Origin of the sequence: Ottowia sp. oral taxon 894, from assembly GCF_001262075.1 — a bacterium.
GTDB lineage: Bacteria > Pseudomonadota > Gammaproteobacteria > Burkholderiales > Burkholderiaceae_C > Ottowia > Ottowia massiliensis.
This window is the reverse complement of record NZ_CP012073.1, coordinates 272,534-299,175: the sequence shown is the minus strand read 5'-3', so window position 1 is coordinate 299,175 and position 26,642 is coordinate 272,534. Positions and strand designations below refer to the sequence as shown.

Annotated in this window: 20 protein-coding genes; 6 read left to right on the top strand and 14 right to left on the bottom strand. The window is 63.4% G+C overall.

What is annotated here, in order from left to right:
* Positions 1–16: 16 nt before the first annotated feature.
* Positions 17–2,578 carry a phosphoenolpyruvate--protein phosphotransferase gene (gene ptsP, locus ADJ79_RS01215; protein ID WP_050714432.1) on the bottom strand — a complete coding sequence of 854 codons (2,562 nt, stop codon included), beginning with the start codon at positions 2,576–2,578 and terminating at the stop codon, positions 17–19.
* 386 nt (positions 2,579–2,964) lie between these two features.
* On the opposite strand from ptsP, the gene ADJ79_RS01210 reads away from it, so the two are divergent.
* From ADJ79_RS01210 to purH, 4 genes are all read left to right on the top strand, one after another.
* Positions 2,965–8,967, top strand: a complete 6,003-nt coding sequence (locus ADJ79_RS01210) for an alpha-2-macroglobulin (RefSeq protein WP_050714431.1) — start codon at positions 2,965–2,967, stop codon at positions 8,965–8,967.
* A gap of 783 nt (positions 8,968–9,750) precedes the next feature.
* The gene (dusB, locus tag ADJ79_RS01200) at positions 9,751–10,776 is read left to right on the top strand and encodes a tRNA dihydrouridine synthase DusB (protein WP_050714429.1); all 1,026 of its coding nucleotides are present in this window, start codon (positions 9,751–9,753) and stop codon (positions 10,774–10,776) included.
* Between the two features lie 74 nt (positions 10,777–10,850).
* Entirely contained in the window at positions 10,851–11,084 is a 234-nt protein-coding gene (locus tag ADJ79_RS01195; protein ID WP_050714428.1) for a helix-turn-helix domain-containing protein, read from the top strand.
* A gap of 255 nt (positions 11,085–11,339) precedes the next feature.
* Entirely contained in the window at positions 11,340–12,977 is a 1,638-nt protein-coding gene (purH, locus tag ADJ79_RS01190) for a bifunctional phosphoribosylaminoimidazolecarboxamide formyltransferase/IMP cyclohydrolase (protein ID WP_050714427.1), read from the top strand.
* Between the two features lie 478 nt (positions 12,978–13,455).
* Here the strand turns inward: purH and ADJ79_RS01185 are convergent, their stop codons facing one another.
* From ADJ79_RS01185 to ADJ79_RS01160, 6 genes are all read right to left on the bottom strand, one after another.
* A complete protein-coding gene (locus ADJ79_RS01185; protein ID WP_050714426.1) occupies positions 13,456–14,232 on the bottom strand; it encodes an arginyltransferase in 777 nt (258 codons plus the stop codon).
* A complete protein-coding gene (gene aat / locus ADJ79_RS01180) occupies positions 14,220–15,038 on the bottom strand; it encodes a leucyl/phenylalanyl-tRNA--protein transferase (RefSeq protein WP_050714425.1) in 819 nt (272 codons plus the stop codon). The genes ADJ79_RS01185 and aat overlap by 13 nt, the downstream gene beginning before the upstream one ends.
* On the bottom strand, positions 15,035–15,616 hold the full coding sequence (locus ADJ79_RS01175) for an NUDIX domain-containing protein (RefSeq protein ID WP_253273843.1): 582 nt from the start codon (positions 15,614–15,616) through the stop codon (positions 15,035–15,037). Before ADJ79_RS01175 ends, aat begins: the two co-directional genes overlap by 4 nt.
* A 164-nt stretch (positions 15,617–15,780) precedes the next feature.
* Entirely contained in the window at positions 15,781–16,599 is an 819-nt protein-coding gene (locus ADJ79_RS01170) for a ScpA family protein (protein ID WP_050716326.1), read from the bottom strand.
* A 170-nt stretch (positions 16,600–16,769) separates the two neighbouring features.
* Positions 16,770–17,006 carry a DUF3460 family protein gene (locus ADJ79_RS01165; protein ID WP_050714423.1) on the bottom strand — a complete coding sequence of 79 codons (237 nt, stop codon included), beginning with the start codon at positions 17,004–17,006 and terminating at the stop codon, positions 16,770–16,772.
* Between the two features lie 35 nt (positions 17,007–17,041).
* Complete coding sequence (locus ADJ79_RS01160; protein ID WP_050716325.1) at positions 17,042–17,740, bottom strand: RnfABCDGE type electron transport complex subunit B; 699 nt, start codon at positions 17,738–17,740, stop codon at positions 17,042–17,044.
* A 304-nt stretch (positions 17,741–18,044) separates the two neighbouring features.
* Between ADJ79_RS01160 and ADJ79_RS01155 the strand changes: the two genes are divergently transcribed.
* Positions 18,045–18,596 (top strand): hypothetical protein, encoded by a 552-nt coding sequence (locus ADJ79_RS01155; RefSeq protein WP_050716324.1) that lies wholly within the window; start codon positions 18,045–18,047, stop codon positions 18,594–18,596.
* A gap of 170 nt (positions 18,597–18,766) precedes the next feature.
* On the opposite strand, the gene ADJ79_RS01150 is transcribed toward ADJ79_RS01155, so the two are convergent.
* Complete coding sequence (locus ADJ79_RS01150; RefSeq protein ID WP_050714422.1) at positions 18,767–19,243, bottom strand: VOC family protein; 477 nt, start codon at positions 19,241–19,243, stop codon at positions 18,767–18,769.
* Between the two features lie 62 nt (positions 19,244–19,305).
* Positions 19,306–20,220 (bottom strand): CDP-diacylglycerol--serine O-phosphatidyltransferase, encoded by a 915-nt coding sequence (gene pssA / locus ADJ79_RS01145; protein WP_082202764.1) that lies wholly within the window; start codon positions 20,218–20,220, stop codon positions 19,306–19,308.
* 178 nt (positions 20,221–20,398) lie between these two features.
* Here pssA and hpnD point away from each other — a divergent pair, with 178 nt between their 5' ends.
* Positions 20,399–21,241 (top strand): presqualene diphosphate synthase HpnD, encoded by an 843-nt coding sequence (gene hpnD, locus ADJ79_RS01140; RefSeq protein ID WP_050714421.1) that lies wholly within the window; start codon positions 20,399–20,401, stop codon positions 21,239–21,241.
* Positions 21,242–21,466: 225 nt separating this feature from the next.
* On the opposite strand, the gene ADJ79_RS01135 is transcribed toward hpnD, so the two are convergent.
* The 5 genes from ADJ79_RS01135 to ADJ79_RS12885 form a co-directional block, all read right to left on the bottom strand.
* Positions 21,467–22,720 carry an MFS transporter gene (locus ADJ79_RS01135; protein WP_050714420.1) on the bottom strand — a complete coding sequence of 418 codons (1,254 nt, stop codon included), beginning with the start codon at positions 22,718–22,720 and terminating at the stop codon, positions 21,467–21,469.
* Positions 22,721–23,236: 516 nt separating this feature from the next.
* Entirely contained in the window at positions 23,237–23,626 is a 390-nt protein-coding gene (locus ADJ79_RS13740; RefSeq protein WP_156303940.1) for a hypothetical protein, read from the bottom strand.
* A gap of 12 nt (positions 23,627–23,638) precedes the next feature.
* Entirely contained in the window at positions 23,639–24,064 is a 426-nt protein-coding gene (locus tag ADJ79_RS13735) for a hypothetical protein (RefSeq protein ID WP_156303939.1), read from the bottom strand.
* 1,129 nt (positions 24,065–25,193) lie between these two features.
* Positions 25,194–25,565 (bottom strand): hypothetical protein, encoded by a 372-nt coding sequence (locus ADJ79_RS01130; protein ID WP_050714419.1) that lies wholly within the window; start codon positions 25,563–25,565, stop codon positions 25,194–25,196.
* Positions 25,566–25,850: 285 nt separating this feature from the next.
* Positions 25,851–26,372: a hypothetical protein gene (locus tag ADJ79_RS12885; RefSeq protein WP_082202763.1), complete on the bottom strand. Its 522-nt coding sequence runs from the start codon at positions 26,370–26,372 to the stop codon at positions 25,851–25,853.
* Positions 26,373–26,642 lie beyond the last annotated feature (270 nt).

Sequence of the window (26,642 nt, the reverse complement as noted above, 5' to 3'; positions counted from 1 at the left end):
GTGTTTTTTGCGCGCCTTAGCGCTTGACCTGCTTGGGCGCTTGCAGCCTGGCGGCCAGGGCGCGGACGCTGTCGGCGTCGGCGCTGTCAAGGGCCAGCTGGGCCAGCTCGGCCAGCAGGGCGCTGTCGCAGGCGCGCAAGGCAGCCTTGACGGGGGCAATGTCGCGCTGGCTCATGGAGAGTTCGCGCACGCCCAGGCCCGTGAGGATGGCCGCGCCGAGCGGGTCGCCCGCCAGGCCGCCGCACACGCCCACCCAGCAGGGGCGCCCGGCTTGCGTGGCGGCTTGCGCGCCTTGCACGGTGTGCTGAATCATGCGCAGCACGGCGGGGTGCAGGGTGTCGGCTTCGCGGGCCAGTTCGGGGTGCTGGCGGTCGATGGCGAGCACGTATTGCGTGAGGTCGTTGGTGCCGATGGAAAAGAAGTCGGCATGCAGCGCCAGTTGCCCGGCCATGACGGCCGCTGCGGGCACTTCCACCATGATGCCGATGGGCACGGCGGGCGCGTTCAGCTGCTGGCGGATGCGTTCGCATTCGGCGCGCAGCGCGCGCAGCTCGGCCAGGCTGGTGATCATGGGAAACATGATGGAAAGCGGCCCGGTTTTGGCGGCGCGGTAGATGGCGCGCAGCTGCGGCTCCAGCAAATCCGGGCGGCGCAGCATGAGGCGGCTGCCGCGTATGCCCAGGAAGGGGTTTTCTTCGTGCGGCAGGTTGAGGTAGGGCACTTGCTTGTCGCCGCCGATATCGAGCGTGCGGATGATGAGGGGGCGGCCCGCCAGCTCGCGCACCATGCCGCAGTAGGTTTCGCACTGCTCGTCTTCGCCGGGGGCGCTGTCGCGCTCCAGATAGAGAAATTCGGTGCGCATCAGGCCCACGCCTTCGGCGCCGGCGGCCAGCGCGGCGGGCACTTGTTCGGGGCGATTGACGTTGGCGGCCACTTCCACGCGCACGCCGTCTTGCGTGGCGGCCGGTTGCAGGGCCAGCCGGGCGATTTCGCGGGCGCGCGCCTGCTGTGCGTCGCGCCACTGGCGGGCGCTTTGCAAATCGGCCTCATCCAGCCCCCAATACAGGCGCGCGCCGTCGCCGTCCAGCACCACGGTTTGGCCGTCGGGCACATCGAGCAGGGCGCCGCCAGCGGCCACCACGGCGGGCAGGCCCAGCGTGCGGGCAATGATGGCGGTGTGCGAGGAAGGGCCGCCCTGCGCGGTGCACAGGCCCGCCACCTGGCGCAAATCGAGCGCGGCGGTGTCTGACGGGGTGAGGTCGGCAGCGGCGATGACGAGGTTTTCGCCGCCCTGCTCCTGCCCGCCGGGCGGATTCAGCTGCTCCAGCTCTGGCGCGAGCTTGCGCAGCACGCGCAGGCCCGCATCGCGCAAATCGGCCGCGCGCGCGGCCAGCAGCGGGCTGCCCACGCTGGCCAGCTGGCCGGCGGCGGCTTGCACGGCTTCGTGCCAGCTCCAGGCCGCGCCGTGGCCTTGCGCCATGCGCTGGCAGGTTTGGGCGATGAGGCCGGTGTCGCCCAGCAGCTCGGCCTGCGCGCGGAAGATGCCGCCTTCGGCCTTGCCAATGCGCGCGGCGGTGTCTTGCGCCAGTTGCAGCAGCTCGGCGCGGGTGGCGGCCAAGGCTTCATCCAGCGCGTCAGCGCCTTCGGCCAGCGGGGCCGGGCGGTCGGGCACGGCGATGTCGGCGGCGCGGCGCACGCGCAGCGTGCCAATGGCCAGGCCCGGGCTGGCGCTGATGCCTTGCAGCGACGGCGGCCGGCCCGCAGGCTGCCAGGCGCTGCGGCTGGCCGCTTGCGCCTTGGCCTGGCGGGCTTTTTCGGCCTCGGCCTCTTCGGCGGCGGTCAGCCGGTTCATCACGCCTTGCAGCGCGGCCAGGGCGGCGGCGGCATCGCTGCCTTGCGCGGAAACATGAAGGGTCTGCCCGTGGGCGATGCCCAGTTGCAGCAGGGCCATGAGGTTTTTGGCATCGCCCGCCTCCTGCCCGTTTCGCACGCGCACGCTGGCGGCAAAGCGCCGGGCTGTTTCCACCCACTGCTGGGCGGGGCGCGCGTGCAGGCCGTTGGGATAGGGCATGCGCCAGTCAAAGCCTTGCGCGTAGTCGCCGGCCGGGGCTTGGGTAGCGGCGTCAGCGGCGGCGGCAGGTGCCGCAGGCAGCTCCAGCGCGCGCAGGATGTCGCCCGCATCTGCCGTGCAGGCCAGCTTTTGCAGCGTGGCCTCGTCTTGCAGCAGGCGCGTCAGGCGCCGCAGCAGCGCCAGGTGCTCGTCAGACTGCGCGGCAATGGCGAAGATGAGCGTGGCGCGCTGCCCCGCGTTCCACTCCACGCCGCCGGGCACTTGCAGCACGGCGATGCCGGTGCGCTCAATCAGGTGCCGGTCGGCAATCTGTCCGTGCGGAATGGCCACGCCGCTGCCCAGATAGGTGTTGGCCGTCTGCTCGCGCGCCAGCAGGCTTTGCACATAGGCCGGGGCGATGCAGCCGGCGGCCACCAGCAACTGCCCCGCCTGCCGGATGGCGGCGGTCTTGTCGGTGGGCGCGGCGCCCAGTTGAACCAGTTCGGGGCGGATGAGGGCTTCGGGCATGGCGTTTTTCCTGAATGTGCTTCTGAATCTGAAGTTCTTCTGAGCGGCGCGTGTGATGGCCGCGCAGTCTAGCCGCAGGGCAGGGCGCTGGAGACATCAAAAAAAGGAGCGAATTCAGATATATCTGAATGCCGCCCAGCGCAATTTCTACTAGGACGTCATGCTATGGATAGAGGAGCGAAACAGAGGGCGGAATGGCGCGCTCCGCTTCTTGCCCTTGCGCAGGCCTGGCCCCGCTTTTTTGCCTGCGCGGCCAGCGCTGGCTGCGGGCGCTGAAGGCGGATGAACCACGCTGTGGGCATGGGCAGAACCCAAGTGGGCGCGAGGCGTTGGGCACAATGCGGATTTGTCGCTTTCCCGGGTCTTTTTTCACACTTTGGGCTGCCATGAAACGTTCTGTCTGGTTCCGTCTTTCCCTTCTTTGTTCTGCTCTGGCGCTGGCGGGGCAGGCCCATGCGCTGGCCGTGGCCAGCGTTTCGCCGCAGGGCGAGGTGTCGCGGGTGCGGCAGGTGGTGGTCAAGTTCAAGGCGGACGCGGTGGCGTTTGGCGATGCCAAGCTGGCCGCGCCGTTCACGCTGGCTTGCAATGACGCCCAGGCGCAAAAGGGCGAAGGGCGCTGGACGGGCGCGCGCGAGTGGGTGTACGACTTTGAAGACGATCTGCCGCCGGGCACGCGCTGCACGCTCAAGGCGGCGGCGGGCTTCAAGGCAGCCGACGGCTCGGCGCTGGAGGGCAAGAGCAGCTACGCCTTTCACACGGGCGGCCCGATCGTTCAGGACGTGCTCCCCGGCACCTGGCGCAAGGTGGATGAAGACCAGCATTTCGTGCTGGCGCTCAACGGCGCAGCCACGCCGGAGAGCGTGCAGGCCCACGTGTGGTGCAGCGCTGAAGGCGTGGGCGAGCGCGTGCCGGTGAAGCTCATCACGGGCGCGGACCGTGCGGCGCTGCTCAAGGAGCTGGACTGGAGCCAGCGTGATGAAAAGAAGCCGGGCACGGTTTTTGTGATGCAGTGCCAGCGGCGGCTCACGCCGGAAACGAAGGTGGAGCTGGTGTACGGCAAGGGCGTGGCCACGCCCAGCGGCATACCCAACACGGTGGAGCGCCGCTTTGAATACGAGGTGCGCCCGCTGTTTCAGGCCAGCATGAGCTGCGAGCGCGAGAACGCGCAGGCCGCGTGCATGCCCCTGCGGCCGGTGACGCTGGATTTTTCGGCCAGCGCGCCGCGCCGCCTGCTCCAGCAGGCGCGGCTGACTTCGGACAAAGGCGAAATTGCGCCCGAGTTCAACGAAAAAGGCGATCCGGATGATTTGCTGGACAGCCTGAAATTTCCTGCCCCGCTGGCCGAAAGCGCCACCTACACGCTCACGCTGCCTGCCGATTTGAAAGACGACAGCGGCCGCCCGCTGGCCAACGCGGCGAGCTTTCCGCTGACGGTGCGCACTTCGCCCATGCCGCCGCTGGCCAAGTTCGCGGCGGGCACGTTCGGCATCGTCGAGCGATTTGCCGAAGGGCCGAACGGCACGCCCCTTCTGCCGGTGACGCTGCGGCGCGTGGAGCCGCAGCTGGGCGTGCAGTCCATGCAAATCAGCCGCGCGCGCTTTGAGAGCGACGCGGACATCATTGAATGGATGCGCCGGGTAGAGGAGTTTGACGACGCCTCCATCGAGCGCAAAAAGGCCGCGCAAGTGGTGCGGGGCACGCTGCCGCCGCCGCTGAAGGATTCGCCATATTCGGAGAACTATGTGGAAACGCGGGCCATCTCGCTGCTGGAAGGCCGCGCGGACGCGCAAACGCAGCCGCTGCCCGGCGCGCAAGAGGGCGACACGCGACCCTTCGAGGTGGTAGGCATTCCGCTGACCCCCGGCTTTCACGTGCTGGAAATCGCCTCGCGCCAGCTGGGCCAGGCCCTGCTGAACGAAGGCTACGGGCCGCAGCGCACCATGTATGTGCGCACCTCTGCGCTGGTGACCAACCTGGCCGTGCATTTCAAGTGGAGTCCGGAAGGCTCGCTGGCCTGGGTGACTACGCTCGATCACGGCCAGCCCGTGGCGGGCGCGCAGGTGAATGTGTCGGACTGCTACGGCAAGCCCGTGGCGCGGGCCGTGACCGACGCGCAGGGCCTGGCGCGCCTGCCGGAAGTCACCCGATCCAGCCCCTGCGCGCATGAATGGCGCGTGCCCGAAAGCACGCGCGGCTACTTCATCAGCGCGCGCAGCGGCGAAGGTAGCGGGCAGGACATGGCTTTTGTCTGGAGCAACTGGAACCGGGGCATTGAACCCTGGCGCTTCAACGCGCCCACGGGCCGCGACGGCGGCGCGTCCGCCGAAGTGGCGCACACCGTGCTGGACCGCACGCTCGTGCGCGCGGGCGAAACGGTGTCGATGAAGCACTACCTGCGCCAGTCCGTCAGCCCCGAAAAAGGCACGCTGGCGCTGCCGCCCGCCAACAGCATGCCGCGCACGCTGACCATCACCCACGTGGGCAGCGGGCAGGAATACACGCAGGAGCTGAACTGGCGCGACACCCCCACGGGCGGCCGCAGCGCCGCCAGCCAGTTCGCCGTGCCCAAAAACGCCAAGCTGGGCGTGTACCGCATCACGCTTGGCGCAGGCGGCGGCGATGACGACGGCAGCGGCGGCCATTCCGCCGGCTCCTTCCGCGTGGAAGAGTTCCGCCTGCCCGTGTATCGCGGCAGCGTGGCCGTGGCCGACGAAAACGCCCTGATCGCCACCGCAGACGTGCCCGTGCAGGTGCAAGTGAGCTACGTGGCTGGCGGCGCGGCGGCGCACCTGCCCGTGCAGGTGTCGGCGGCCGTCAAGGACATTGCGCCGCACTTTGGCGACTACGACAGCTTCAGCTTCACCCCGCCCGACGGGCGCCGCAGCAGCGAAACCCGCGTCGACGATGACGGCGATGACGGCGATGCGCCCAGCTCCGCCAGCCAGAAGCTCGTGGCCGACAAGCAGCCGCTCACGCTGGACGCGCAAGGCGCGGGGCGCCTGGTGCTCGCCAAGCTGCCCGCCTCCAGCCGCCCGCGCGAGCTGCTGCTGGAAGCCACCTATGCCGACCCCAATGGCGAAACCCAGACCCTGAGCCAGACGCAAACCCTGTGGCCCGCCGCCGTGGTGGCCGGCCTGCGCGCCGACAGCTGGGTTTCCGTGGACAAAAACCTGAAATTGCAGGCGCTGGCGCTCGATCTGCAAGGCAAGCCCAAGGCGGGCGCGGCCATGACCGTGCGCGCCGTGGCGCACACCACCACCACCACGCGCAAGCGGCTGGTCGGCGGCTTCTATGCCTACGACCACCACCACGAAACGCATGACCTGGGCGCGCTGTGCAGCGGCAAGACCGACGCGCGCGGCCTGCTGCACTGCGATGTGAAGCTGGCGCAGCCCGGCCGCATCGAACTGGTGGCCAGCGCGGCTGACGAAGCGGGCCGCAAGGCCGAGGCCGCGCAAAGCGTGTGGGTCACACGCCAGGGCGAACTGTGGTTTGACGGCGAAAACAACGACCGCATGGACGTGCTGCCCGAGCAAAAACGCTACAACGCGGGTGACACCGCGCGCTTTCAGGTGCGCATGCCCTTCCGCAAGGCCACCGCGCTGGTGGCCGTGGAGCGCGAAGGCATCGTGCAGACGCAAGTGGTGCAGCTCAGCGGCGACGACCCCACCATCAGCCTGAAAGTCGGTGAAAACTGGGGGCCTAACGTCTACGTGAGCGTGCTGGCGCTGCGCGGGCGGCTGTATGAAGTGCCCTGGTACAGCTTTTTCACCTGGGGCTTCAAAAGCCCCATCCAGTGGTGGAGAGCCTTCCGCAACAAAGACGGCGACTTCGCCCCGCCCACCGCGCTGGTGGACCTGAGCAAGCCCACCTACCGCTTCGGCATGGCCGAAATCCGCGTGGGCGAGCAAAACTACCGCATGCACGTGGGCGTGGAAGCCGACAAGACGGTTTACGCCCCGCGCGGCACGGCCCGCGTGCGCATTGAGGCCAAGCTGCCCGGCGGCCAGCCCGCCGCCCAGGCCCGGGTGGCCGTGGCCGCCGTGGACAAGGCGCTGCTTGAACTCATGCCCAACACCAGCTGGAACCTGCTGGAAGCCATGCTCCGGCGCCGCTCCTGGGACGTGGAAACGGCCACCGCGCAAATGGAAATCGTGGGCCGCCGCCACTACGGCCGCAAGGCCGCGCCCCCCGGCGGCGACGGCGCGGGCGGCGCGCCCGTGCGCGAGCTGCTCGACACCCTGCTTTTGTGGAAGCCTGACGTGGAGCTGGACGCCAACGGCCAGGCCATCGTGGACGTGCCGCTCAATGACGCGCTCACCACCTTCCAGATCGTGGCCGTGGCCGACAGCGGCGCCAACCGCTTTGGCACCGGCAAAACCAGCGTGCGCGTCACGCAAGATTTGCAAATCATCAGCGGCCTGCCGCCCCTGGTGCGCGGCGGCGATGCGTACGAAGCCGCCTTCACCCTGCGCAACACCACGGACAAGCCCATGAAAGTGCAGGTGCGGGCCGAAGCCGCCCCGCTGCAAACCGAAGCGCAAACGCTGGAAATACCCGCTGGCCAGGCGAGCGAAGCCCGCTGGCAAGTCACTGCTCCGCCGCACATGGGCGTGCCCGGCGCGCAGGAAATCACCTGGAAAATCAGCGCCAAAGATGAAAACGGCAGCGCCGGCGACGCCCTGAAAGTCAGCCAGCGCGTCGTGCCCGCCGTGCCCGTGACGGTGCAGCAGGCCACCCTCGTGCAGCTTGAAAAACCCTACACCTTGCCCGTGGCCCCGCCCGCCGACGCCCTGCCGGGCCGTGGCGGGCTGCGCCTGGCCCTGCAACCGAAGCTGGCCGATGGCCTGCCCGCCATCAACGACTGGTTTGCCGCCTACCCCTACTCCTGCCTGGAGCAGCAGACCAGCAAGGCCATTGGCATGCGCGATGAAGCGCAGTGGCGCAGCGTGGCAGCGCAAATGCCCTCCTACATGGACGGCGACGGCCTGCTCTACTACTTCCCGCCGCGCAGCGGCCAGGAAGACAAAGGCAGCCCCATCCTCACCGCGTGGATGCTGGCCGCCACCCATGAAGCCAGCCGCATCGAGCCGCAATACGCCCTGCCCGAAGACGTGCGCCAGCCCATGCTGGACGGCCTGGCCGCCTTCGTCGAAGGCCGCATCACGCGCCGCTACTGGTCGCCCCGCAAAGACCTGGACGTGCTCAAGCTCGCCGCCATCGAAGCCCTCTCGCGCTACGGCGCTGCACGGGCCGCCATGCTGGAGAGCATCACCATCGCCCCCAACCAGTGGCCCACCAGCGCCGTCATTGACTGGGTGAACGTGCTGCGCCGCGTCAAGGGCATTCCGGCCCAGCCGCAAAAGCTGGAAGAAGCCATGCAAATCCTGCGCTCGCGCCTGTCATGGCAAGGCTCGCGCCTGATCTTCAGCGCCGAAAAAGACGACGACTGGTGGTGGTTCATGGCCGGCGGCGACGTGAACACCGCCCGCCTGCTGCTCACCGTGCTGGACGACCCCGAATGGCATGACGACATGGGCCGCCTCATCAACGGCTTCATCCAGCGCCAGCAAAGCGGCGCCTGGCACACCACCACCGCCAACCTCTGGGGCAGCTTCGCCATCGAGCAATTCGCCCGTGCGCGCGAATCCGCCCCCGTCAGCGGCATCACCCGCGCCAGCCTCGGCGGCGAAAAAGCCCAGGTGGACTGGAGCGAAGTGCGCCCCGCGCCCAAGGAAGAAGGCGTGGACCACGCCAACTCCCGCCTGAGCTACTCCGGCGCGCCCGCCAGCCCCGGCCTTTACGTGAACAACACCATGCAGCTGCCCTGGCCGCAAAAAACGGGCCAGCCAGCAGGCAAGAGCGAGCTGGCCGTCACCCACGAAGGCAGCGGCAGCCCCTGGCTCACCCTGCAATCGCTGGCCGCCGTGCCCCTGAAAGCCCCCTTCGCGGCGGGCTACCAGATCAAGCGCAGCGTCACCCCCCTTGAACAGGCCGACAAGAGCCTGCCGGCGGGCCACTACTCGCGCGGCGACATCCTGCGCGTCACGCTGGAAGTCAATGCCAGCGCCGACATGACCTGGGTCGCCATCACCGACCCCGTGCCCGGCGGCGCCACCATCCTCGGCAGCGGCCTGGGGCGCGACTCGGCCATTGCCTCCAGCGGCGAAAAATCCGAAGGCTGGGGCTGGCTCGCCTACGAAGAGCGCAGCTTCGAGGCCTTCCGCGCCTACTACGAATACCTGCCCAAAGGCAAGCTGAAGATGGAATACACCGTGCGCCTGAACAACCCCGGCGTCTTCAACCTGCCCCCCACCCGCGTCGAAGCCCTCTACGCCCCCGAAATGTTCGGCGAAGCGCCCAACGCGCCGGTGCAGGTGCGGCAGTAGCGGGCATCAGCGCCGCCTGAATGGAAAAATGGCGAAAAGCGGGTTACGGACCAGTCTGCAACCCGCTTTTTTCACTTTGTCGGGCTGTTTGCCGATTTGATGGGCGTGGCGCTTTTTGTTTTGTTCAATGAGGCACGGCCGCCCCATCGGCCCAAGCCGTCATCGACAGCCTTTCACCCCGATTGCGAGAAGTGACATGCGCCAGTGGCTGAACCAGCACGGCGAGCGCCCTTTGCTCTGGCTGGCGGCGGCTTTTGTGCTTGCCGTGGTTTTGCGCAGGGTCTTTTTTCACTCAGAAACGGCGCATTGGGGGCGCAAGCGGCTTTTGCCATCGATCACGCCTATCAGGCCGTTTGCGGCTTCTGGCTGTGGCGGTGTGCCGGGCGCCATCGCTGGCTCTGGCTGGCATTGGGCGCTGCGGCGGGGCTGCCCGCCGTTTGGCTGTTTTTCGTGCTGGAGCGGGCCAGGCGTGAGCGGGGGCATGCATGACGGAAGCAGTGTCATCAAGCTCATCTATTCATAGCAATAGGTCCTAGTGGAATAAGCGCAGGGCGGCATTTCAGACCCTTCATATTTGCTTCTGTTTTTGATGCGGCCAGGCAGGAGCAGGGCGGCCCGCAGCCTTTCTTGGCGTTCCTGGCTGCGCGCCTGCTGGCAGGGGTTGTTCAAGAGCGGGCGTAAACAGGTTCTCACCGGATGCCTTTTTTTGCGGCAGCTAGAATCCCGCGCTTGCTCTTTGTTGCCATGACAACTTTTTCACACTTTTCGCCATTGCCGACGGCCATGCGCATTGGGCCGCACGCGCTGCCCAATGCCGTGTTCGTGGCGCCGATGGCGGGGGTGACCGACCGGCCTTTCCGCCAGCTTTGCCGCCGCTTCGGGGCGGGCTACGCGGTGGCGGAGATGGTGGCGGCGCGGCCTGATTTGCGCGGCACGGCCAAGAGCCGCCTGCGCGGCCGCCATGAGGGCGAGCCTGGCCCCTTTGCGGTGCAAATCGTGGGGGCTGATGCGGCGGCCATGGCCGAGAGCGCGGCCTGGAACGTGGCGCGCGGCGCGCAGGTGATTGACATCAACATGGGCTGCCCGGCACGCAAGGTGTGCAGCCAGTGGTCGGGCAGCGCACTGATGCAGAACGAGGCGCTGGCGCTGCGCATCATCGAGGCCGTGGTGGCCGCTTGCGCGCCGCAGGGCGTGCCGGTCACGCTGAAGATGCGCACGGGCTGGAGCGCGGCGCAGCGCAACGCCGTTTCGCTGGCGCGCGCCGCCGAGGGCGCGGGCGTGCAGATGATCACGGTGCATGGCCGCACGCGCGAGCAGGGCTACGCGGGCGAGGCGGAGTACGAAACCATTGCCGCCGTCAAGGCCGCCGTGCGCGTGCCGGTGGTGGCCAATGGCGACATTGATTCGCCCGAAAAGGCCGCCGCCGTGCTCGCTGCCACGCGGGCCGACGCGGTGATGCTGGGGCGCGCCGCCTGGCGCGCGCCCTGGCTGCTGCGGCAGGTGGCGCACTACCTGGCCACGGGCCGCCAGCTGGCCGCGCCGCTCACGCTGGAAGTGCGCAGCGCGCTGCTGGATCACCTGCACGCGCACTACGCGCTATATGGCGAGGCGGCGGGCGCGCGTTCGGCGCGCAAGCATTTGCAGCGCATGCTGGGCGGCCTGCCGGGGGGCGATGCCTTTGTGCAGTCGCTCATGCCCGAGGCCAGCGCCTTGCGGCAGTGGCAGGCGGTGGCCGACTTTCTGATGCTGCTGGCCGAGCGCCACGAGCGCCTGCCAGGCGAAGCGCCCATCAGGAGCCAGGTGGCCTGAGGGCGGCAGGCCGCAGCGGGCTGGCTGGCCGCTGCGGCGCTTTTTTCATTTTTTCTGTCATTTCCATCACACCCATGAGCCAAACCCATCTTGATGCCTGCGTGCGCGAGAGCCTGGAAGCCTATTTCCATGACTTGCATGGCGTGGAGCCGCACAACATGTATGACATGCTGATCAAAAGCGTGGAATCGCCCCTGCTGGAAGTGGTCATGCGCCGCGCCAACAACAACCAAAGCCGCGCCGCCCAGTGGCTGGGGCTGAACCGCAACACGCTGCGCAAAAAGCTGCTGGAGCACAAGCTGCTTTGAGGCGGCCCGCCCGCGCTGCCTGCCGGGGCCGGGCCTGCCTGCGCGAGGCTGTTCGCGCGCTCGTCCGCGCATTCGCTGGCGCATTCATCAGGCGATTCATCAGGCGGTCTAGAAAGGCTTTTTTTGCTCCTCGATTCATAGCATGAGGTCCTACTGGAATCTGCGCAAACGCCGTTTTTCGCCCCTTTTATTTGCTCTCTTTTCTGAACCCGCCCAATACCTGGCCGCCCTTCGTTTTCATCCCACCCCACTGCCATGAACACCACTGCCCGAAACGCCCTGATTTCCGTATCCGACAAAACCGGCATTGCCGAATTCGCCGCAGCGCTGGCCGCGCTGGGCTTTCGCCTGCTGTCCACCGGCGGCACCGCCAAGCTGCTCAAAGACGCAGGCCTGCCCGTGACCGAAGTGGCCGAAGTCACGCGCTTTCCCGAAATGCTCGATGGCCGCGTGAAAACCCTGCACCCCGCCATACACGGCGGCCTGCTGGCCCGGCGCGACACCCCCGCGCACATGGCCGCGCTGCAAGCGCACGGCATTGGCGCAATTGACCTGGCCGTCATCAACCTCTACCCCTTCGAAGCCACCGTGGCCCGCCCCGGCTGCACGCTGGCCGAGGCCATTGAAAACATCGACATCGGCGGCCCCGCCATGGTGCGCAGCGCCGCCAAGAACTGGCAAGACGTGGCCGTGCTCACCCACGCCAGCCAATACGCCGCCGTGCTGCAAGAGCTGCGCGCCAGCGGCGGCCAGCTCAGCGCCAAAACGCGCTTTGCCCTCTCCGTGGCCGCCTTCAACCGCGTGGCCCAGTACGACGCAGCCATCAGCGAATGGCTCTCCAGCGTGGACTTTGACGCCAGCCAGGGCCAGGGCGAAAGCGGCTCTGCCCCATTTGCCCAAAGCGCCCCCGTCCGCGCCCCCTTCCCCGCACAGGCCAACCCCGTCTTCATCAAACTGCAAGACCTGCGCTACGGCGAAAACCCGCACCAGCAGGCCGCCTTCTACCGCGACCTGCACCCCGCCCCCGGCACGCTCGCCACCGCGCGCCAGCTTCAGGGCAAAGAGCTGTCCTACAACAACATCGCCGACGCCGACGCCGCCTGGGAATGCGTGCGCCAGTTCACGCAAGCGGCCTGCGTCATCGTCAAACACGCCAACCCCTGCGGCGTGGCCGTGGCCCCCAGCGCGGGCCAGGCGTACGCCAAAGCCCTGCAAACCGACCCCACCAGCGCCTTCGGCGGCATCATCGCCTTCAACCGCCCGCTGGACGGCCCCGCCGCCGAACACGTGGCCCGGCAATTCGTCGAAGTGCTCATGGCCCCCGCCTTCACGCCCGAAGCCCTGGCCGTCTTCGCCGCCAAACCCAACGTGCGCCTGCTGCAAATCGAACTGCCCGCCGATACGGCCCATGCAGCCCCTGCCGCCCGCGCGCTGGAATACAAGCGCGTCGGCTCCGGCCTGCTCATCCAGACGGCCGACCAGCACCGGCTGCAAGAAACCGACCTTCAAGTCGTCACCGAAAAACGCCCCACGCCGCAGCAAATGCAAGACCTGCTCTTTGCCTGGCAAGTGGCCCAATACGTCAAAAGCAACGCCATCGTCTTCTGCAAAGATGGCATGACCGTCGGCGTCGGCGCAGGCCAGATGAGCCGCCTGGACTCGGCCCGCATCGCCAGCATCAAGGCGCAAAACGCCGGCCTGAGCCTGACCGGCGCGGCAGCCGCCAGCGACGCCTTCTTCCCGTTCCGCGACGGCCTGGACGTGCTGGCCGACGCCGGCGCGGCCTGCGTCATCCAGCCCGGCGGCTCTATCCGCGACGCCGAAGTCATCGCCGCCGCCAACGAACGCGGCATCGCCATGGTCTTCACCGGCGTGCGCCACTTCAGGCACTGAAAGCGGGCTTCAAATCCGCCCGTGGGGCGAAAAGCGTGGACTCGGGCGGCCTGCGGCGTTGCAAGCGTGGCGACTCTCTGCCGGGCAGTCGAACGGACAACGGCCCGGCCGATGCGCGGCAGCCCCTCAGAGGCTGTTCAAAGTCTGGCCGTGAGGGGCCTCTCAAGACCAGGCGCGCGGCCAGATGCGCCTTCTGCCGTTCGCCAGCGCCGGGGCTGTTTACTAAAAACAGGAGCGGATTCAGGGGGTATGAAAATGGCACTCGCGCCCATTCCACTAGGACGTCGTGCTATTGACATGAGAGCAAAAAAACCGCCTGCCGCCCTGCATGCTCCGGCCTTTTGTCACTCATGAGCGGACTGCGGCAGATTGGAGGCAGGAGCGGGCCAGGATGGGAAACGGGGCGGCCGGCCTTCTGCCACGGCGGCGTTATCAGTCGCCAAAGCAAAGCGGAAGGCCCGCATTCCCTGGCGCAGGGCTAGCCCGCTGCCGCCGCAGGCGCTTGCTGCCAGCGCCCCTGCGTCAGGATTTCGCAAGGGCGAAACTGCGTTTTGTAGGCCATCTTGCGGTTCTGGGCGATCCAGTAGCCCAGATACACGTAAGGCAGGCCCAGCGTGTGGGCCTGGGCGATTTGCCAGAGCACGCCATAGGTGCCATAGCTGGCGTGGGGCGTGTCAGGCTCGTAGAAGGTATAGACGGCTGAAAGCCCGTCCTTGAGCACATCCACCACCGACACCATGCGCAGCGCTCCAGTCTGCGGCCCATCCGGCTCGCCCTCGCCCGGCTCGCCGCCCTCGCGAAACTCCACCAGCCGCGTGTTCACGTGGCTGTGCAGCAGAAATTGCGTGTATTGCTGCGCGTCATCCACATCCATGCCGCCGCCCGTGTGGCGGCTGGCCTGGTAGCGCCGGTACAGCGCGTAGTGCTCCGGCACGAAGCCCGGCTGCAGCACCCGCGCGCGCAAGCTGGCGTGCCGCTGCTGGGCGCGGCGCTGGCTGCGGCTGGGCGAAAAATCAGCCACGCGCACGCGCAAGGGCTTGCAGGCCTGGCACTGGTCGCAGTGCGGGCGGTAGGCGAACAGGCCGCTGCGGCGAAAGCCCAGCTGCACCAGCTCCGAATAAGCCTCGCCCTGCACCAGATGGCTGGGTGTGGCCACTTGCGAGCGCGCCATTTGATTGGGCAGGTAGCCGCACGGATACGGCGCGGTGACGTAAAAGCGGATGGCCTGAAACGGCAGCTCTTTCAGGTGCGCCACGGCGTCTCCCTGCCATCGTCTTTGCCGCTGTTTGCACTGTTCAGACCCAGCGCGCTCCAGCATGAGGGCGAAAAGCGCCAGGCGGGGCCGGGCTGCGCCGCCAAAAGCGCCACTTGCGCCGCGAAGTCCGCGCGCGGCATGGGCGCAGCGCCTAGCGAGGCCAAATGCCGCGTGTTTTGCTGGCAGTCAATCAGCGGCAGCGCGTGGGTGCGGCAAAAGGCCACCAGCGCCGCGAGCGCGATCTTGGAGCCGTCCGTGACCCGGGTGAACATGGATTCGCCAAACACCGCCCGCCCCAGCGCCACCAGATACAGCCCCGCCAGCAGGCGGCCTTCGGCCCACACCTCCACGCTGTGCGCCAGCTGCTGCGCGTGCAACTCTTCGTAGGCGGCCACCATTTGCGGCGTGATCCATGTGCCCGACTGCCCCGGGCGCGGCACGGTCGCACAGGCGCGGATGACCCGGCCGAAGGCGCTGTCAAACCGCACTTCGCACGCTGGCGCGGCCAGAAATCGCTTGAGGGCCTGCTTCAGCGAGCGGTGCAGCCGGAAGCGCTCCACGGCCAGCGCCATGCGCGGCTGCGGACTCCACCACAGCAGCGGCTCGCCCGGCGCGAACCACGGAAAAATGGCCGCCGCGTAAGCGCGCCGCAGCGTCGCCGCATCCAGCGCGCCGCCCACTGCCAGCAGCCCCGGCGCGGGCGAGTCGGCGGGCCAGGCCGCTTCCAGCGGCGGAAACGCATCGCCCGGCTTGAGCGCCGCCAGCGGCGGCAAGCCGCGCGCGCCTTCAGCGCCCGGCCCGCTCATGACGGCAGCTCCTGCTCATGCACACCCAAGCGGCCCGCGCGCCAGTCGTCAAAAAAATGCTGCAACGTCAGCCGCACCGTCTCAAAGGCCAGCTGCGGCCAGGGCACCTGGCTTTCGGCAAACAGGCGCGTTTGCCGCGTTTCATGCCCGAAGCCGCCGGGCAGGCCCTGCCGCAGGCATTCCTCCAGCAGCGGGGCCAGGTAAAACACATGCACCTGCCCCACTCGCGGCACGCTGATCACGGAAAACAGCGCCCCCGGGCGCACATGCCGCCCTGCCTCCAGCGCGGCTTCCTCGCTGGTTTCACGCAGTGCGCCGCCGCGCAGCGTCTCGCCCAGCTCCATGAACCCCGCCGGCAGCGTCCACAGCCCTTTGCGCGGCTCTATATCGCGCTGGCACAGCAGCACGCGCCCATCGGGCGCGAAAGGCAGCGTGCCCACCACCAGCAGCGGGTTCTGGTAATGCACCAGACCGCAGGCCGTGCACACATCGCGCTGGCGCGTGTCGCCATCATCCGGCAGACGCCTGGCGGTCGGCGCGCCACAGCGGCGGCAGTAATGAATGGCAGAAGCGGGCATGAGCCGCATTGTGCCTTTGCGCCCCGGTCTGACATGCCGCTCTGGAACCAGGGCTGAGAGGCTGTTCAGAGTCTGCCTGGTGTGGCTCAGCGAAGATTTGCAACGCAGCAGGTCGCCCGGATCCGCGCTTTTCACAATCACGAATGGACTTCGTGAGCAGGTTTTCAGGCGGGCGTGAATGCCAGGCGCACGTAAATGGGCGCGTAGGCTTCGGCTTGCGTGATTTCCACCAGCGCCTCCTTGGCCAGTTCCAGCAAGGCGATGAAGGTGACCACAAGCACGGGAGCGCCGCGCGTGAGGTCAAACAGTTCTTCAAACGGGGCAAAGCGCCGGCCTTGCAGCTTTTTGAGCACCAGGCTCATGTGCTCGCGCACGCTGAGTTCTTCGCGGGTGATGCGGTGGCTTTGCACCAGACGCGCGCGGCGCAGGATGGCGCGCCAGGCCTGCTGCAAGTCAGCCGGGTCCACCTGCGCGAAGTCCGGATCCAGCGCCTGCTCCACGTGGATTTGGGCGGTGATGAAGTCGCGCTGCGCCACCTCGCCCAGCCGCGCGGCGGCGAGCTTGATGCGCTCGTATTCAAGCAGGCGGCGCACCAGCGCGGCGCGCGGGTCTTCAGGCTCTTGGTCATCTGCCGTTTTCACGGGCGGCAACAGCATGCGCGACTTGATTTCAATCAGCGTGGCAGCCATGAGCAGGTATTCGGCCGCCAGCTCCAGATTGCGGTTGCGGATTTCTTCCACGTAGCCCAGGTATTGCCGCGTGACGGCGGCCATCGGGATGTCAAGAATGTTGAAGTTCTGCCGCCGTATGAGGTAGAGCAGCAGGTCAAGCGGGCCTTCAAAGGCTTCGAGAAAGACTTCCAGCGCGTCTGGCGGGATGTACAGGTCTTGCGGCAGCGCGAGCAGCGGCTCGCCATAAAGGCGCGCCACGGCCAGGCTGGCGTCTGCCTCCGGCGGGGCGGGCCGCGCGTGCGTTTCAGGCAAGGTGTTGGCAGGCTGCACGGCGGCGGTTGTTGCTGCGGTTTTGATAGCGGCTCGCGCCCATTCCACGGGGGCCAGCGGGCTTTTTCAATATGAAAGGAGCGGCGCGAGCTGGCATGGCGTCAGGGCCTCCGGCTTGAGAACAGCCAGGGGCGCGCGAATTGCCCGCTATTTCAGCCTTGCCTGCTTTTGCCGAAATTGCCCATCGGGTAGTACACGTAGCTGGGCTGGGCCACGCGGCCCGCGCGCATATCGGCCTGCTGCTGGCGGTCAATCTCCTTGTCCCACAACAAGGCGCGGCCCTGTTGCTGGGCGGCATCCAGCCAGGGGCGCTGGGCCTTGAGTTCGTTCAGGAACTGCGTGGCGTCTGACGTGTAGTGCGGGCGGCGGAAGAAGTTGGCGATCGGCATGTTTCAGGCGTTTCGGAACGTGGGAAAAGAAAGGATTATTTCAGGGCCGCAGCGGCAGCGGCGGCCCGGGCGCGCGCCATGGCCGCTTCAATGATGGCGCGGCGGGCATCGGGCGATGCGGTTGAAGGCGATGGAGACAAGGGCGATGCGGACGCGGGCGATGCTGGCGGCGAAACAGCCAACTTCTCAGGCGACTGGGCCTGGAGCCGGCTGGCCTGCGCCTGTGCGCCGCGCTGGCGGCGCGCCTGCGTGGCGGCGTATTCGGCGCGCGCCTTCGCCGCCTGTGCGGGCGACCAGGCCTGCCAGCCCGTGAGCGGGGCCGTTACGTCTTGCATGGCAATGCAGTCCACCGGGCAGGCGCTCACGCACAGGCCGCAGCCGGTGCAGTCGGCCTCGATCACGGTGTGCATGCGTTTGCTGCCGCCCACGATGCAGTCCACCGGGCAGGCTTTCACGCACAGCGTGCAGCCGATGCACCAGTCTTCATCAATCACCGCCACCTGGCGCGGCGCTTCGCTGCCGTTTTCAGGGTTGAGCGGCACGGCGGGCCGCCCCGTGAGCGCCGCCAGCCGCACGATGCCTTCCTGCCCGCCCGGCGAACACTGGTTGATGGGCGCGCCCTCATGGGCAATGGCGTAGGCGTAGGCCGCGCAATCGTCATAGCCGCAGCGGCGGCACTGCGTTTGCGGCAGGGCGTCGAGCACGGCGGCGGCAAGTTCGGCAGGCGTAGGCATCAGGCGAGCGTTCGTGGGAAGGGGCGCGGAAGTTTCCGTGGCGGTTTCCGGATGGCGGATTTTGCCTGCGGCCACGCAGGCGCCGGTCTTGCGGGGTTTTCGCGCGGGCTGCATGAAATGATTGCGGGTATTGCGCATGGCATGCACGAATGCGCCCATTCACGAATGGCCATTCATGGATGCAATTTGGCGCTTTTTCATGCCGCGCGCACAGCGAAGCGCCGTGGATAATCCCCCGCTTTTCACGATTGCGGCTGGCCTGAAAGAGCCTTCAAACACGAAAAGCTGGCCGATGAAACTGGCAATGAACCTCAAATCGAAATTCGCGCAGGCGGCCTTGGGGCTGTGGCTGGCCGCGCCCGCCCTGGCGCTGGCCGCCTCCGCCGCTCCTGAAGCCGCCCCCGACTCCCATTCCGATTCCATTTTTTCGGGCTGGACTTTCGGCTACGCCCCTTACACCTACCATTTTTCGGAAGCGAAGAAAAAGCACGAATTCGAGCCGGACGTCAAACACTCCTACGTCTGGCTGGTGCAGGCTGAAAAACGGCTGGCGGGCCGCAGCGTGGCAGGGCTGGCCCTGTTCAGCAATTCATTTGGCCAGCCCAGCCAATATCTGTACTACGGCTGGCGCTTCACGCCCCTGCGCGCCGCGCCCGGCGTGTTTTTCAAGCTCACGGGCGGCGTGCTGCACGGCTACAAAAAGCCCTTTCACCGCAAGATTCCGCTGAACACTTCCAGCGGCTGGGCTGTCACCATCATTCCGGCGGTGGGCTACAACTTCACTCCGCACATTGGCGCCCAGGTGAACGTGCTGGGCAAATCCGCCCTGATGTTCCAGCTCAATTACAGCTTCTGAAAACCCGCCCCAAACAGGGCCGAAGACAGATCCAGCAGGGTGATTGACGCTCTTGTTTCAGGAGCATGATGTCCTAGTGAAGCCTGCGCGAGACGGCTTTTTCACCCCGCTGAATTTGCTCCTGTTTTCAAGTCAAACGGGCAGGCGCTGCGCTGGCCTGAAAACGCCGTTCAGGCCAGCTTGGCAAACGCTGCCACCACTTCGGGCGGGGCCTGGACCAGCTCGATCAGCACGCCTTCGCCGGCAATGGGAAATTCCTCGCTGGCCTTGGGGTGCAAAAAGGTGATGTCGTAGCCCGCCGCGCCTTTGCGGATGCCGCCGGGCGCAAAGCGCACGCCTTGCGCCGTGAGCCATTCCACGGCCTTGGGCAAGTCGTCAATCCACAGCCCCACGTGGTTGAGCGGGGTGGCGTGAACGGCGGGCTTTTTATGCTCGTCCAGCGGCTGCATCAGATCAACTTCCACCTTGAAGGGGCCGCTGCCCATGGCGCAGATGTCTTCATCCACGTTCTCGCGCTCGCTTTTGAACGTGCCTGTGACTTGCAGGCCCAGCATGTGCACCCACAGTTGTTGCAGGCGCTGCTTGCTGGGGCCGCCAATGGCGATTTGCTGAATGCCCAGAACCTTGAAGGGGCGTGGCGAGGTCATGTGTTTGTCTCCTTGAAGTGGCTTGAGTGGCGCGCCGCAGCGCGGAAAAAGAGGAGGGGACGTCAGCGGTGCAGGCCCTGTTCGTCCGGTTCTTCGGTCGAGGTGCTCACGATGCTGGCGTGCTGCCCTGTGGCTTTGCGCCAGGCGTAAATCAGATAGCCCGAGAGCGCGTAGCCGACGAAGAGCAAAAACAGCATGGTGGCCGGTTCGATGCTGATGACGGCCAGCAGCAGCGCCACCAGCACCAGCATCACGAAAGGCATGCTGCGGCGTCCGCCCAGATCCTTGAAGCTGTAGTAGGGAATGTTGGTCACCATGGTCAGCCCTGCCAGCAAGGTGATGCCAAAGAGCGTCCAGGAGAGATCGCCGCGCTCCAGCGGCGCGCCGCCCAGCAGGGTGAACAGGCTGCGGAAGATGGGCACATCCTTGTGCGCCAGCAGCATGGCGCTGGTCAGCCAGATGAAGCCGCCCACCAGCGCGGCGGCGGCGGGCGAGGGCAGGCCCTGGAAGTAGCGCTTGTCCACCACCGCCGTATTGACGTTGAAGCGCGCCAGCCGCAGCGCCGCGCACGCGCAGTACACGAAGGCGGCGATCCAGCCCCAGCGCCCCAGCGGGCGCAGCGCCCATTCGTAGGCCACCAGCGCAGGAGCCACGCCGAAGCTGACCATGTCGCACAGCGAATCCATTTGCTCGCCAAAGGCGCTTTGCGCGTGCATCATGCGGGCGGCGCGCCCATCCATGCCGTCCAGAATCATGGCGGCGAAGATGCTGGTGGTGGCGTAGTCAAAGCGTCCGTTGATGGCCATGACGATGGCGTAAAAGCCGCAAAACAGCGCCGCCAGCGTGATGGAGTTGGGCACGATGTAGATGCCCTTGCGCAGGCGGCGCACGCCCGCTGGTGCGGCAGGCGCTGGCGGAGACGCCGGAAAAGGCGCGGGGGAACGCGGGTGGTTTTCAGGCGTTTGCGAATCTTGCATGCTGGGGCGGCCTTGTCTCTGGGAATCTCGCCAGGCAGGCCTGCGCCAGCGCGAACGCCTGCGCTGCCCACCCGGCAAGCCGGCCAGTGTAGCGAGCGGAAAACCGCCTTCGCCAAAAGGACTGGCGCCGAATGCAAGAATCGGCCCCTTCCCACAAGCCGCCCACGAGCCGCCGCCCATGAGCACCCCGCAAGAGTACGTTCAGCAAAAGGCCGCCGCCTCCGGCAGCAGCTTCTATTACGCCTTTTTGTTTCTGCCGCCGCCCCGGCGTGCGGCCATCACCGCGTTCTACGCCTTCTGCCGCGAAGTCGATGACGTGGTGGATGAAGTCAGCGACGCGGGCGTGGCCGCCAGCAAGCTGGCCTGGTGGCGCGGCGAAGTGGCGCGCGCCTTCGCGGGCCAGGCCACGCACCCGGCCATGCAGGCGCTCATGCCCCACGCCGCCGCCTACGGCATCGAAAGCCGCCACCTGCTGGCCGTGATTGAAGGCTGCGAGATGGATTTGACGCAAACGCGCTATCTGGACTTTCCCGCGCTGGAGCGCTACTGCCACCTGGTGGCGGGCGTGGTGGGCGAAGTGGCCGCCCGCATCTTCGGCCAGACGCAAGAGGCCACCACCGCCTACGCGCACAAACTGGGCCTGGCGCTGCAACTGACCAACATCATCCGCGACGTGGGCGACGACGCCATGCGCGGCCGCATCTACCTGCCCATCAATGAGCTTCAGCAGTTCGATGTGAAAGCGCACGAAATCACCAACCGCGCGCACTCGCCGCGCTTTGTGGCGCTCATGCAATTTCAGGCCGACCGCGCCCGCCGCTGCTACGACGAGGCCCTGGCCCTGCTGCCCGACGCCGACCGCCGCGCCCAAAAGCCCGGCCTGATGATGGCCAGCATCTACCGCACCTTGCTGGATGAAGTGCAGGCCGAAAACTTCCAGGTGCTGCACCAGCGCATCAGCCTCACGCCCCTGCGCAAGCTCTGGCTGGCCTGGAAGATGCAGGCACTGGGGCGGTTCTGAGAGCATGTTCGGATGGAACATGCAGGAGATCAAGCGCTGCCAGCAACACATCTTCAAGGTATTGCTCAAACGCTGAATTGAGGAGAGAGCCTTTGCTTGGCTGAGTCAATCGAGAAGACTGAGCCAGGGCTACGGGGTCACGGCCCTCTTCAGCCGAAGCATTCGCGAAGATCGCTTGCATTCGGTGCACGGTCAGGCTTCCGGGATGATTTTTGGGACTGGCTCTCAGGGCTGCTGGCCTTCAGGCGCATCCAGCGTCAGCCCCTGCGTCTCACGCCCCAGAAAAGCCACGGCCAGCGCACCGGTGGCAATGGTGAGAGCGAAGAACGTGAAGATGGCGCTTGTGCTCCAGCCCCAGCCGCCCAGCACGGGAATGGCCAGCGGCCCCAGCACGCCGCCCATGCGGCCAACGGCTGCCGCTGCGCCTGCGCCGCTGGCGCGAATGGCGGCGGGATAGTTCTCAGGCGTGTAGGCATACAAAGCGCCCCACGCGCCCAGGTTGAAGAAAGACAGCATCGCGCCTGAAAACAGCAGCGTCGCATCGTAGCCAGCGTTGCCAAAAGCCCAGGCGCTGCCCGCTGTGCCCATCAGGTAGCCCACCAGCACGAACTTGCGGCCCATGCGCTCAATCAGCCAGGCCGCGCTGAAATAGCCTGGCAACTGCGCCAGCGTCATCAGCAACACGTATTCAAAGCTCTGAATGAGTTCAAAACCCTTGCTCACCATCACGCTGGGCAGCCACAGGAACATGCCGTAGTACGACAGCACCACCGTGAACCACAGCACCCACAGCATGAGCGTGGCGCGGCGATGCGGCGCCGACCACAAGGCCGCCAAGCGCCGCAGCCACGGCAAGCGCTGGGCGGCGCCAGCTGGCGCGTCCGCTGGCAGCTTGCGGCGCAGGTACAGCGCATAAAAAGCAGGCAGCGCCCCCAGCAGCAAGGCCACGCGCCAGCCCATGTCAGCCGCGAACAGGGGCATCACGAAATAGGCGATCAGCGCCGCCAGCAGCCAGCCTGCGGCCCAGAAACTCTCCAGCAAAACCACCACGCGGCCGCGCTCATGGGCAGGCACACGCTCGGCCACATAAGTGGCTGCCACCGGCAACTCGCCGCCCAGCCCCATGCCAATGAAAAAGCGCAACGCCACCAGCGCCGCCAGCGATACGCACAGCGCCGACAAGCCGCTGGCCGCAGCAAACAGCAGCAGCGTGGCGATGAACACGCGCTTGCGCCCCACGCGGTCAGCCATCAGCCCGAACGCCACCGCGCCCACGGCCATGCCTATGGAATTGACCGCGCCCAGCCAGCCCATCTCCGCGCGGCTCAGCCCCCAGGCAGCCTGCAAGGCAGCCAGCACAAAGGCCAGCAGCCCCACGTCCAGCGCGTCAAACATCCAGCCCAGGCCGGAAGTCAGCAACAGGCGGTTGCGCGACACGGGCGCCGCCGCAGGACCAGATACAAGGGAAATACTGCTCATGACATCTCCTGAAAAAACAGTCTCAGACGAAAGCGCCTGGCCAAGCGGCATCGCTCCCATTCATGCCTAAAACGATAACCGCAACCTCTAACCCTACCAGACCACACGGGCCATTCATTTTCTGAAAACAGGCCTTGCCAACGGCCCCGGAGCCCTCACCCGGTTTCGCGCATGCCTTGGTGAACTAACTCACAGCCCATAAGCGCAGCGCACAGCCATGCTGCTGCGCGGCGGGCTTTTCCCGGGGTCTTAGTTGTCTTGACATGCGATCCATTCATTGAATTACGCATCTTCCAGATTTTATTCACGACCGCTGGAAGCAGCTATGCAGCAGATAAAATGGCGAACGGCACAGGAAAACAAGTTCTCTCTCTGCCGCACGAAACCCAACCCGCATTCATAATAAGCAAGCAAATTGTCCGCAACAATCACCCCCCGCCATTTTAAAACGGACGAATGGAATCTCCGTGGAATCATGAAATAACATGAATCCATATGGAAACTGCAAGTGGAAGATCATTGCACGCCCAACAGCAAAATAAATTGAACAATACTCAAACTGGCTAAACCATGTTGAATGACACCAAGCACTGTTGAATCCAGCATGCCGGACGCGTAACAGATGCAAGGTAAACAAGGTTCAAAGAAGCCGTCTGATTTGCTCCTTGATTGATAGCATGAAGTCCCCGTACTTACTGCGACAAATGGCTTTTTAATAGGGTTGAATTTGCTCCTGCTTTTGATGTGGCAAGAGGCTGGTGATGCAGCATTGACAGTCTTGGTGAATCCGGCCTTGATTGCGGGATCATTCTCCCGCAACGAAATGAGGCGAAGCCTTTTTCTCGCACTGCTGTTCATGGTGGCATGATTGAAGTCATCAGCAGGCAAACCTTCTTTGAGTGGCAAGGCGGCAATATTTCAAAGATAAGGTGAATTGCCTTCTTTCAGCCTTTTACGCACTTCCGCAAAAGTTTTGTCCAGTTCCCAGGGGCCAATATCAATGGCCCCATTTTCTTGTCTAAAACCATTCATAACGTAAAGATAGTTTGACATAAGAAAAGCTATTCCGGTATATTTTTCATAGATTTGACCTAAATAATCAAAAACCAAACTTTCAACAACGCTGTCAGCACAATGAAGTCTTAATAAAACCTGGAGAGCAGCGTGTTTTTGGTCAAAATTTAGGCTCGGATACAATGATAAGATATTGTTTCTTATGTATGAAATGTCGTTGCTATCAAGAGGTTCATCCCACAGATGCTCCCATAGATAAAATATAGCCTGCTTCTTTCTTTTTCCATGCAGCCTTTTTATTTTCTCAATCTGAGTAGTGTGTTTAGACATGATTATTGCTTGAAATTCGTTCCATAAAGATTATCGACATCAATGCGAAAGCATGTCTTTTTATACATTTGTTGCGACGAAACCGCATCGATATTTCCGATTTTTTAAGGACACCAGAGATGTTGCATAAATAGTTGCTACAAATATATTTCGTTGAAATATGGGTATATATTTGTCACTATCCATATACTCGTGCAGTGAATGTAATATATCTTCTCGTCATGAACAATGGACTGAAAAGCAAATCCAGTGGAGAAATTTTCAATCAATCTCAAACCACATAATTTATTTCACTATGCTTATGACCGTGTTTCTGTAAACAATTTATATCCCGATGTAATTGCGCAAACAATGGATGCAGAGGTTCCCAGGTAAAAAACAAAATCTTCTTTTGAATAAAATACGATTGATATTATGAAAACCAGTAAAAAACATAGAAAAGACATGAAATGCCAACTATATTTTTTGGTTTTATGGGTTGCGTATGTGTCTATGATTACGCCAAGGATAAATATTATAATTAATAAGATGTTCAGTACTTGCATGTGTTTGTTCATAGAGAAAGTTGTGCGCAATGCCATGTTGAGACATGATGTTTGAGATAGGTTGTCTTGTAGTCGGTAATCAACTCATCAAAGCACATGGCGTCTAAATGCCGCTATCGGAATGACTGATACATCATAATAGTCTGCATGGCTATTAGTGATACGATAATAAACCACCATGTGAACGGCGACTTCTCATAAGATATCTCCCCATTTGTTTTTGGCAGACTGATTTTTTTTGCGACTACCCAAATAAAAAATAGGAAAACGCTGACCCAACCTAATATCTTCAGTAAAGTCATTATTAGCCTTTCAGGAAAAGGATGCTTCTTATAAGAAACCAGAGAATACTTCCTCTAGATCCCAAACTTGGTAAAAAGGTCATTGCTGTCATGAATCGCTCATTAGGCTCAAACCTTTCATTTGGTTCGTCAAAATGATAGGCTAGCTCTGTCACGATAAGTGTGATGGCGGTGACCGCCATTAAAAGCCAAGTGGCTATAACAGGCGCTGCCAAAGTTATGTCGATTAGCGCAAATATGGTGCTGTTATTGGTGTCAGAATTGCCACAATATACATAGATATCACAATGTGGGCAACTTTTGCCGCGCCATCTGCGCGTTGGCCTTGTTGATCGTGTAAATCTTCTGTCCTTCGGCTTGTGCGATGGCAATAGCCTTTACGGCGGATATGCCTTCCGCGTACGGATTTAATGTCGGGATCTGGATTCGCCCGTTTTCATCCGTATAGCTGCACTTCGTTTTATCCACCCAGAACGCCTCCGGCGCCGCATGCTCCATTGCGCTGGCGTATTGGCCTCTCATCTTGTTGTAGGCAATCCAGCGGTTTTGCGCCGCGCTTTTGTTGTTCTGCTTCAGCTCGGGCCTGTCGTTGATCTGGCTCTTTGGATCATCATCTTTTACCCAGCGCACATGCCGCAAGTGGCCTATGTCCATAGCCAGACTCTCAATCAACAACGCTAAATTCTGCGCTCGTAACTACGTCTAGATCATATTTTATTAAACACGCAACTCGACCAAACGTTTTTGATCCATAGATCAAACCTGTATCATCGCTAAATGAAAATTTTAGATTCTTATTGCTTGATCGGACACTTAGTTCAGATATTTTTAATTCTAACGAATTGCTGCAAATCTCCCTGATTTCATCATGTTCTGATTTGATCTGATAGACCAAATAAACAGCGAATAGAAATATCAAAAGAAATACCCAAACTCTTTTCATTGACGAATCCCTGCACATCCAAAATTTGCACAATATCCACCATATAGGCCGGCAATCAGCTGATCCCAAGTCACCGGACTACCTCTGAATGGCGAATATCCCTGGAGTATTAGGTTGGACAACGCTTTCACAATCCAATATCCCTCTGTAGCTATTGCATTAACAAGCCATCCTTGTTCAGGCGTAAGATGCTGAAGTGCATATAAGAAATGCTCAGCTTCCCGATAGTTGGCATTAAGCTGGCCTGTGATGGATTGTAGGGTGATCCTGTCTTGGCGAATTTTTTCCCAAGCCATTGGGCCATACAAAATTAGGTAATTATTTGCCAAAGCAAGCCATCCCCCATTCCCACTCCCTTCTATGATATAAGCACCCGCCCCGGTTTCCGGATCAATCACAATATACCCAAACCCCTTCCACCCGTGCTTGTTGATGCTTTTCTCATGCACGGTCACTTCCTTGCCAGCATTGACGGCATTCCTGATGATAAAATATAGCCTGCTCCTTTCTTTTTCCATGCAGTTCTTTTATTTTCCCAATCTGAGTATTATGTTTAGACATGATTATTGCTTAAAATTCGTGCCATAAAGATTATCGACATCAATGCGAAAGCATTACCCTTTTATACATTTGTTGCGACGAAACCGCATCGATATTTCAGATCTTACTCACTCCATAAGGACGTAATTGCTGCAACTTGGACAATGTCTGAACACTCATTGATGCTAGGCCAGGTAAAACTTGTTTGGAATCCAAGGCGCTACTGCCGCTCTCGCCAGTAATTTTCC